Below are 8,422 nucleotides of genomic sequence, written 5' to 3'. Positions count from 1 at the left end.
ATCTCGGCGAAAAGGCCGCGCGCAAGCAGGACGCGACCGGGCAGGCCTGAATCTCGTTTCCGTCACCCCGGCTCAAGGCCGGGGTGACGATGTGATGTAAGCGATCGGTTCTAGAGAATCTCGCGCAGCTTTTCGGCCGGGCGGCAGAGGCGGACGCCTTTTTCCGTCTCCACCAGCGGGCGCTCGATCAGGATCGGGTCGGCCGCCATCGCGTCGAGAATCGCGGCGTCGCCGGCGCCGGCGAGCGCGGCGGCCGCCGCTTCCTTGGTTCGCAGGCCCTCGCGCGGGCTGATCCCGGCACGTTCGTAGAGCCGGGCAAGCGCGTCGCGCGAAGGCGGCGTCTTCAGATAGTCGATCACGGTCAGCTCGATGCCGGGTTCGGCCTCCAGCATCGCCAAGGTGCTGCGCGAAGTGCCGCAGCGCGGATTGTGGAAAATGGTCGCTTTCATAGGGCTCGGCTCAGCACAGATGGCCCGGCTTGGAAAGGGATGGATCGGGTCGCGTTCCGTTTCGTTGACGAATCGGAGGTGCAGCATGATTGCCGACCCGGCCGACGACGCGCGCATCGCCGCGGAAATCGCGGAGCGGGATGCCGAGCTGGAGCAGGCGCAGGAGCAGCTGCGCGAAAGCGAGGAGCTGTACCGGCACGTCATCGAGCTCAGCAGCCTGGTGCCCTGGACCGCCGACCGCGAAGGGCGCGTCACCGCAGTCGGCAAGCGCTGGCGGGAATGGACGGGTGCCCCGCTGCAGCGCGCGCTTGGCACGGACTGGGTGGACTTCGTGCATCCGGAGGACCTTGAGCCGTTGCTGCAGGCCTGGACGCGCGCCGTATGGACCGGGCGGCGCTTCGAACGCGAGTGGCGGATGAGGGGCGCCGATGGGAGCTATCGCTGGTGCTATGCCCGCGCCGCCAAGCGCGGCGATCCGAGCGCCGGCGATCGGGTCTGGTACGGAACATTGGAAGACATCCAGGAGCGCCACGAGGCGGAGGACGCCTATCGCCGCGCTCAGACTGAACTCGCGCATGTGTCCCGATTGAGCGCGATGGGGGCGATGGCCACGGCGATCGCGCACGATCTGAACCAGCCGCTGACCGCGATCGCCCAATATGTCCGCGGCTGCAAGCGCATGCTCGGCGGTGTGGAAGGCGCCGGCAAGCCGGACCTGGCCGAAGGATTGGAAGAGGCTGATCGCAACACGGTGCGCGCGTCCGAGATCGTCCGCCGCGTTCGCGAGTTCGTGACGCGCGGCACGATCGAGACGCGACGGGAAAATCTGCCGGCGCTGATCGAAGAGGCCTGCCGCTTCGCGATGAACGACCCTTCGGCGGCGGGAGTCGACTGCCGGGTCCGCCCCGACGGCGATTGCTTCGTGTTCGCCGATCGCATCCAGATCCGGCAGGTGCTGGTCAACCTGATCCGCAATGCCATCGCCGCGATGGAGCAGAGCCCGAAGCGCAGCATCGTGATCCGGACAGAGCCAGGCCCGCCCGGCTATTGCGAAGTGTCGGTCAGCGACACGGGTCCGGGCATCCCCCCGGAAGCGGCGCCGCGCATTTTCGATCCGCTCTACACCACCCGGGCCGACGGCATGGGCGTCGGCCTGTCGATCTGCCGCATGATCGTGGAGGCGCATGGCGGCACGATCTGGATCGACGCCAAAGCAGGGCCGGGTGCTACGATCCGCTTCACGCTCCCCGTGGCGCCAGTGGACGGGCAAGCTCCCGCAGCAGGCGAATGAGATTGCGCAGCGCATAGCCATCCGACTGGCCGCTTTCGGCGAGCGCGCGTTCGACGATGCCGGACGCAAAGGTCGAATGGCCGACATAGACCAGCGACCAGTCGGCGAAGCACCGCGCCGCCGCCGGCCCCTGGTCGATGATGACGACGTCGCAGTGCCTTTCATCGGCGGCGATGCTTGCCATGATCGCGAGCACGGCTTCCTCGTCGCCTTCGAGCAGCTGCGCGAATCGGGTACCGGTAAAGAGCAGCGCGCCGGTGACGCCGGCGGCGGCATTGCGGGCGGTCGCGACCTCCACGATCGACTGGATCTCGGCAGAAGCCTGGCCGATGGGCAGCAGGCTCTTCGAGACATAGACAAGCGAGTACACGCGCGACCTTTCCTGATGAGAGGCGGGGCGCGCTACCGGCCGGACCTGAGCGTTTCGCAAATACCGGCACCGTAGTGCTACGGCATAACGCGCCGGGGCGGCGGTTTGCTCACCGGAAGCCGCCGAAGGAACCGCCGGGCGCGATCGCTGGTTGACCCGTATCCGGGCCCGTTGGCCCCCATTCAAGGGCGGGTGAACCGTCATGATGTTCAAACAGGGACCGGCCCGGACTTCGGGCCATGAAAGCGCGTCGGAACGGATCGTCTATGTGGTGGACGACGAAAGCGACGTGCGACGATCGCTCGGCTTTTTCCTGAAGGCAGCCGATTTTCTCCCGCGGCCTTATTTGAGCGGCGAGGATTTCCTGGCCGACGCGCCCGATCTGGCGCCCGGCTGCGTGCTGCTGGATATTCGTATGCCGGGGCTCGACGGGCTGACGATCATCGAACGGCTCGGAAGCCGGCTGAAGCGGCTGCCGCTGATCCTGATGACCGGGCACGGCGATATCGGCACGGCGGTGCGGGCGATGAAGCTCGGCGCGGTCGATTTCCTCGAAAAGCCATTCGAGGAGCCGGTGCTGATCGAGGCGCTTGAGCGGGCCTTCTCTATGTTGTCGCGCGACGTCGAGGAAGACCGCGAGCGGCGCGAGGCCGAACGGCTGATCGAGGGGCTGACCCCGCGCGAACGCGACGTGCTGGCGCTGCTGTCCGACGGCAAGTCGAACAAGGAAGTGGCGATCGCGCTCGACCTGAGCGTCCGCACCGTGGAGATGCACCGCGCGACCATGTTCGACCGCCTGGGCGTCCGCACGCTGCCTGAGGCGTTGCGGCTGGCGTTCCGCGCCGGGATGGACCTGGGGCAGCCGGCGGCCGCTCATTAACTCGTCGAAACAATCCGCCATTTCGTCGCGCGCCCAGTAGCGGCGGCGCTGCGGATCGGCTTTGCTCACGGCCATGATCGAGGCGACTCAGTTGCACGCACAGGCGCAGAAGTGCCGGATGCTCGCGGGAGGATTGACCAACCGCGACGACATTCGCGCGCTCGAAGACCTGGCGCGCGAGCTCGAAGAGCGTGCGCAGCGGCTGCAGCGCGCATCGCTGCCGCCCGCGACGGATATTGCCGCCTAGCCTCACACGTCTTTCAGCGCAGTCCGGATCAGCCGCTCATAGGTGCGGCCGACGCGCACTTCGGTGCCGTCGTCCAGCACGGCAGTCAACGATGCGAACTGGCCGCGCCGGAAGCTTCGCAGCCGCCGCCGGTGAATGATCGCGCTGCGGTGCACGCGGATGAAGCTGGCCGGGTCCAGCCGATCGGCCATCGAGGCCAGGCTCTCGTGATAAAGATATGACCGTTGGGGCGTGTGCAGCCGCACATAGTCGCGCTCGGCCTGGATCCAGACGATGTCGATCGCGGGCACGCGGAAGGTCTCGCCGCGCGACGTGACCCAGAAGCAGGCATCCGTATCCGCCCGCTCCTTGAGCTCGCCGCGCAGCGCCGAAACGACACTGCGCAGCTCCGCCAGCTGCTGTTCCTCCTCCTGTCGGGCGATGACGCCGCGGGCCCGCTCGACGGCCAGCGCGAGCCGGTCGAACGCAACGGGCTTCAGCACATAATCGACCGCGCGCGCATCGAATGCGGCGATCGCATATTGGTCGAACGCAGTGACGAAGATGATCGCCGGTGCCGATCCTTCCAGCTCCGCCAGCAAGTCGAAGCCGCTGCCGTTGGGCATCTGCACGTCGAGCAGCAGCAGGTTGGGATTGTGCGCGGCAATCAGCGCGCGGCCGTCGCGGATACTGCCGGCCTCCCCAACCACCTCCACGCCATCGAGCGGCGCCAGCGCACGCCGGATGCGCCGCCGGGCAAGCGGCTCGTCGTCGAGGATCAGCGCGCGGATCATGTCGGCGTGAACCGGAGCGGCAGCGACACGGTCGCGCGGAAACGCCCGTCGGGCATCTGGCCGCCGCTCAGCTTTCCGGCCTCGCCGAACCTCGTGGCCAGCCGCTCGGCGACATTCTTCAGGCCGAGCCCGGTGCCGGACGACAGCCGCGGCTGCTCCGGCGCCTCATTCTCGACATGGACGCTCAGGATGTTGCGATCCGCGCTCGCGCCGATCCGGATGCGGACTGCGCCGTCGACCGCGCCGACGCCGTGCTTGACCGCGTTTTCGACCAGCGGCTGGAGGATCAGGCTGGGCACCTTCGCGCGGTGCAGTTCGGCCGGAACCTCCATGTCCACCGTCAGACGGTCCGAAAACCGCTCGCGTTCGATCTCCAGATAACGGGTCTGGATGTCCAGCTCCTCGGCCAGCGTGATGTCCTGCATCGGGTCGAGCGCCAGCGTCGAGCGCAGGAAAGCAGACAGCGACAGCACCATCCGCTCGGCCGGGCCGACGTCGCGTTCCTCGATCAGCGTCGCCAGCGCGTTCAGCGTGTTGAACAGGAAATGCGGGTTGATCTGATAGCGCAGCGCCCGCATCTGCGCGCCATAGGCCTGCTCGCGCAGTTCGGAGAGCTGCCGTTCGCGGTCCACCACTTCCGCGCTATATTGCTGAGCGAGGAACAGCGCGGACCAGCCGAGATAAGCGCCCGCCCAGAACAGGATGTTCTGGAGCATGGCGCTCAGCATCATCGGCGACATGTTCCTGGAGGCGAACCGGTACGCGCCATAGGCAACCAGCGCATGGGTGGTCGAAACCGCCACGGCGGCAACGCAGACAAGGATCGCCTTGAAGGTGAAGTCCGGATTTCGATAGTGCGTGACAAGCAGGATGATGAGCCAGCTCATCGCCACCGCGAAGGCCGTCATCAGACAGCGGATCGCAAATGTCGCCCAGGTGTCCCAGCCGTCGATGCGTGCCACGCCGGTAAGCGTGGCCAGCAACACCGTCCAATAAATCAGGCTCATCTTCAGGCCAGCGCGCATGACTCGGGCCTTGGATCGCCACGTTGCCCGTGTCTGCGCGAGGGTCGTCCGGTCCATGGCCCGCATATCGGCACCTGACGTCGCGTAAGTCGAGAGCCGTTCGTCCGCCGCCATTCGCCATTCGCAGAATCGCGGCAACTTTCGTCACCGCCGAATCGCCGCTTGTCGAACGCACGCTACAGTTCGACCCTTTGTCGCATCATCCTCCTGCCCGAAACGTGGAGGGTTGCGATCGTGGGTGGCGTGCTGGCGATGCGGGAAATGGAGGGCGCGGGCCGGTCCCGTGCGCCTGCGTTCCTGCCTGCCGACCTCCTTCCCGAACCGCAGGGCGGCCTTTACCAGGGTCTCTACAAGCGTCTGCGCACCTTCATCCTCGACGGCGTCTGGCCACCGGGTACGCGGCTGCCGTCGTCCCGCACGCTGGCGGCCGACCTCAAGGTCTCCCGCAACACCGCGATCCTGGCGGTCGAGCAGCTGATTGCGGACGGCTGGGCGGAATCGCGCAGCCGCTCGGGCGTCTATGTCTCGATCGGGCCAGCCGTCGCGCCGGCTGTTGCACCGCCGCAGCCCAGAGCGCGCGATGCGGCCGAGCTGCCGCCGTTCGCGCCCGAACGGCCCGCCGCCGATCTGTTCCCGGCGCAGGTCTGGAAGCAGCTGCAGGCCCGCGCCTGGGCCCAGATCGAGCCGCACCACCTCGTCACTGCCGATCCGGCCGGCGACGCGGGCCTGCGCGAGACGATCGCGCGGCTGGTGTGCGCACCGCGCGGGCTGCGCTGCCACCCGGACCAGATCCTGATCGTGCCGACCGCGACTGCAGCGATCGACCTGGTGGCGGCGACATTGCTCCGCGCCGGCGACGCCACGCTGATCGAAGCGGCGAGCCGGCCCTCGGTGCGCCATCTCCTCGCAGCGCGCGGGGCCCGGCTGGAGGTGATCGGCGGCGAGCCGGCCGACATCCCGGCGCCGCTCGCCTGCACCGGTTTCGATGGCGCCGCGCGGCCGTGGCTGCTCGATTGGGCGCGCGGCTGCGGCGGCTGGGTTCTCGAGGACGACCGCGATTCGGAGCTGTGGTTCGACGAAACGCCGCTGCCGCCGCTGGCAGCGGAAGACGGCGCGCGCGTGCTGCTCGCCGGCAGCTTCAACCGCATCCTCTTTCCGGGCCTCTGCGTCGCCTTTCTGGTCGCTCCGGCGGCGCTGGTCGAGCCGCTGCGGGACGCCCACGCGATCGTCGGCGGCCGCGCCAGCCTTGCCTCGCAGCTGGCGCTCGAAGCCTTTATCGCAGAAGGCCATTTCGCGCGGCACCTCCGCCGCCGGCGCCAGGCCTATGCGGAGCGGCGGGCGGCGCTGATCGATTGCCTGGGCGCCATCGCCGATCCGGCGCGCGTCAACCGCGCCGGGCTGCATCTGGGCATCGATGTCGGCCCCGGCCGGGCGCGTGCGGTCGCCGCCCGGCTCGCCGCCGAGCGGCTCGGCGGCAGCGCCTGCTCCGGCACCGACTCCAGGCTGCTGCTGGGCCTGGGCGCAACGCCGGAGACGATCCGCGCCGAAGGGCCGCGCCTGACCGCCGCCATCCTGTCCGAACTCTCGCAAGGGCATTCCTGATGTACGCTTCCGAACAGGTCTTCCGCGTCCGCGGCCGCAAGGGCCGCACCCAGACCACCGCCGCCCGCATCGAGGCGAAGTTCAGCGAATTGCTGGCTGAGCGCGAATTCCACCACATTTCGGTCGCCGACATTGCCGACGGCTGCGACATCGCCCGCTCGACGTTCTACCGCCTCTACGCCGATCCGGTGGAGACGCTCTGGGCGCTCGCGCTGCCGATGTTCGACGCAGCGTTCGATGCCGCGCTGAAGGGCGACAGCAGCGGCTTCATCGCGGGCTTCGGCAGGCTTTGGACAATGCCGGGGCTGGTCGACGCGCTCAATCACGCCAAGGCCAATGCGCGCGTGCGGGCGAAGCTGACGACCCTGGTCCAGGCGCGGCTGCGCCAGCATGGCTGCGGACGCGGCAGCGAGACCTGCGCGCTGGTGATGGTCGCCGCCTGCCTGACCGTGCTGGCCCAGAACGAGGGCGGCGCGGCGCCGAACGAGAGCGAACTGGGCGAGCTGATGTCGCTGATCTACATCGCCGCCTATCTGACCCCGGGCGCACTGCAATCGATCGCGCGCCAGCAGGCGCGGCGCGGCCTGCACGGCGGCTTCCCGCCGGCGGTGTCGGTCGAGGAATCGCTCGCATCGGACGATCACATCATCTCGATGATCGACGGCCGGCCGTACCGGTCGCTGACCCGGCACATCGCCCGCTACGGCATGACGCCCGCCGATTACCGCCGCTGCTTCGACCTCGATGACGATTATCCGATGGTCGCGGCGAGCTATTCGGAACGCCGCCGGGCACTGGCGCTCAGCGCCGGCTTCGGCATCCGGCGGGGTCACCAGGCCTGCTCCGCGGCGGCCTGATTTCGGTCGAGCCGGCCGGTGTTGCAGCGCTGCAACACGGCCGCTTCAAAAGCGCCTCTGCGGCGAATTTCAGCAGCTTCGCGGCCCGGCTCTCGTCCGCTCCGTTTCGCCAGCGGTCAAAGCCAAGAAGCTGAAACAAAACGATTTTAGCCTTTGCGATTCCGGCCCCAACCGGCGCTCACCAAACTGGACCCATTGGCCCTCCAAGTCTGGTTCTTTCCTCGTCAAGGCCGCCCGCTACCCCCGATCGTGACTGCCAAAGTGCAGTAACAATAAGGGGATTTTGCATGCCTATTGCTACCACTTCGCGGCTCCGGACCTTGTTGTCGCTGAGCGCGGCGACCGCGGCGCTGTGCGCCGGTCCGGCTCTCGCCCAGGACACGCCGCAGCAGACCGCGGAAGCGGCGCCCGCCGCGGACCAGGGGACGATCGTCGTCACCGGATCGCTGATCACCAACCCGAACCTGGAGCGCTCGACGCCGGTCAACGTGACCACGTCGGAAGAAGTGGAGCTCAGGCAGACCAACGTCGCCGAGCAGCTGCTCCGCGAAGTGCCGGGTGTCGTTCCGTCGACTGGCTCGGCCGTCAACAACGGCAATGGCGGCGCCTCGTTCGCCAACCTGCGCGGTCTGGGTTCAAACCGCAACCTGGTGCTGCTGGACGGCGTGCGCATCGCCCCGTCCAACCAGATCGGCCGCGTCGACCTGAACAACATCCCGCTGGCGCTGATCGAGCGCACCGAAGTGCTAACCGGCGGCGCATCGACGACCTATGGCGCGGATGCGGTTTCCGGCGTGGTGAACTTCATCACCAAGAAGGACTTCACCGGTCTCGAGCTCTCCGCGTCCGAGCAGATCACCGAGCGCGGCGACGGTAACATCTTCCGCGTCGACGCGACCTTGGGCGCGAGCTTCGACGACGGCCGCGG

The 8,422-nt window shown here is 68.1% G+C and carries 10 protein-coding genes; 6 read left to right on the top strand and 4 right to left on the bottom strand.

All coding sequences use genetic code 11. The annotated features are described in order from the left end of the window. Positions 1-110: 110 nt before the first annotated feature. Complete coding sequence (locus VFT73_RS11575) at positions 111-449, bottom strand: arsenate reductase family protein (protein WP_326411191.1); 339 nt, start codon at positions 447-449, stop codon at positions 111-113. An 85-nt stretch (positions 450-534) separates the two neighbouring features. Between VFT73_RS11575 and VFT73_RS11570 the strand changes: the two genes are divergently transcribed. Continuing rightward, a complete protein-coding gene (locus tag VFT73_RS11570) occupies positions 535-1,740 on the top strand; it encodes a sensor histidine kinase (protein WP_326411188.1) in 1,206 nt (401 codons plus the stop codon). On the opposite strand, the gene VFT73_RS11565 is transcribed toward VFT73_RS11570, so the two are convergent. After that, complete coding sequence (locus tag VFT73_RS11565; protein ID WP_326411185.1) at positions 1,688-2,110, bottom strand: BLUF domain-containing protein; 423 nt, start codon at positions 2,108-2,110, stop codon at positions 1,688-1,690. The genes VFT73_RS11570 and VFT73_RS11565 overlap by 53 nt on opposite strands. 202 nt (positions 2,111-2,312) lie before the next feature. Here VFT73_RS11565 and VFT73_RS11560 point away from each other — a divergent pair, with 202 nt between their 5' ends. Continuing rightward, positions 2,313-2,990 carry a response regulator transcription factor gene (locus VFT73_RS11560; protein ID WP_326411183.1) on the top strand — a complete coding sequence of 226 codons (678 nt, stop codon included), beginning with the start codon at positions 2,313-2,315 and terminating at the stop codon, positions 2,988-2,990. Positions 2,991-3,063: 73 nt separating this feature from the next. Further along, positions 3,064-3,237, top strand: coding sequence for a hypothetical protein (locus VFT73_RS11555; protein WP_326411180.1), 174 nt, complete (start codon positions 3,064-3,066; stop codon positions 3,235-3,237). A gap of 2 nt (positions 3,238-3,239) precedes the next feature. Here the strand turns inward: VFT73_RS11555 and VFT73_RS11550 are convergent, their stop codons facing one another. Both VFT73_RS11550 and VFT73_RS11545 read right to left on the bottom strand, forming a co-directional pair. Next, positions 3,240-4,010: a LytTR family DNA-binding domain-containing protein gene (locus VFT73_RS11550; protein ID WP_326411178.1), complete on the bottom strand. Its 771-nt coding sequence runs from the start codon at positions 4,008-4,010 to the stop codon at positions 3,240-3,242. Next, the gene (locus VFT73_RS11545; protein ID WP_326411176.1) at positions 4,007-5,035 is read right to left on the bottom strand and encodes a sensor histidine kinase; all 1,029 of its coding nucleotides are present in this window, start codon (positions 5,033-5,035) and stop codon (positions 4,007-4,009) included. The genes VFT73_RS11550 and VFT73_RS11545 overlap by 4 nt, the downstream gene beginning before the upstream one ends. Before the next feature lie 234 nt (positions 5,036-5,269). Here VFT73_RS11545 and VFT73_RS11540 point away from each other — a divergent pair, with 234 nt between their 5' ends. The 3 genes from VFT73_RS11540 to VFT73_RS11530 form a co-directional block, all read left to right on the top strand. Beyond that, positions 5,270-6,637 (top strand): PLP-dependent aminotransferase family protein, encoded by a 1,368-nt coding sequence (locus VFT73_RS11540; RefSeq protein ID WP_326411174.1) that lies wholly within the window; start codon positions 5,270-5,272, stop codon positions 6,635-6,637. Next, a complete protein-coding gene (locus VFT73_RS11535) occupies positions 6,637-7,494 on the top strand; it encodes a MucR family transcriptional regulator (protein WP_326411172.1) in 858 nt (285 codons plus the stop codon). The genes VFT73_RS11540 and VFT73_RS11535 overlap by 1 nt, the downstream gene beginning before the upstream one ends. Before the next feature lie 287 nt (positions 7,495-7,781). Continuing rightward, positions 7,782-8,422: TonB-dependent receptor plug domain-containing protein (locus VFT73_RS11530; RefSeq protein ID WP_326411170.1), on the top strand; the 641-nt coding region annotated here is incomplete at its 3' end.

The organism is Sphingomonas sp., from assembly GCF_035758555.1.
Taxonomy (GTDB): Bacteria; Pseudomonadota; Alphaproteobacteria; order Sphingomonadales; family Sphingomonadaceae; genus Sphingomonas_B.
This window is presented reverse-complemented; position numbering and strand designations above follow the sequence as displayed.

Coding starts and splice junctions, on each gene's coding strand:
- VFT73_RS11560 (WP_326411183.1), top strand. CDS start 2,313: ATGATGTTCAAACAGGGACCGGCCCGGACTTCGGGCCATGAAAGCGCG.
- VFT73_RS11550 (WP_326411178.1), bottom strand. CDS start 4,010: ATGATCCGCGCGCTGATCCTCGACGACGAGCCGCTTGCCCGGCGGCGC.
- VFT73_RS11535 (WP_326411172.1), top strand. CDS start 6,637: ATGTACGCTTCCGAACAGGTCTTCCGCGTCCGCGGCCGCAAGGGCCGC.
- VFT73_RS11545 (WP_326411176.1), bottom strand. CDS start 5,035: ATGCGCGCTGGCCTGAAGATGAGCCTGATTTATTGGACGGTGTTGCTG.
- VFT73_RS11575 (WP_326411191.1), bottom strand. CDS start 449: ATGAAAGCGACCATTTTCCACAATCCGCGCTGCGGCACTTCGCGCAGC.
- VFT73_RS11570 (WP_326411188.1), top strand. CDS start 535: ATGATTGCCGACCCGGCCGACGACGCGCGCATCGCCGCGGAAATCGCG.
- VFT73_RS11555 (WP_326411180.1), top strand. CDS start 3,064: ATGATCGAGGCGACTCAGTTGCACGCACAGGCGCAGAAGTGCCGGATG.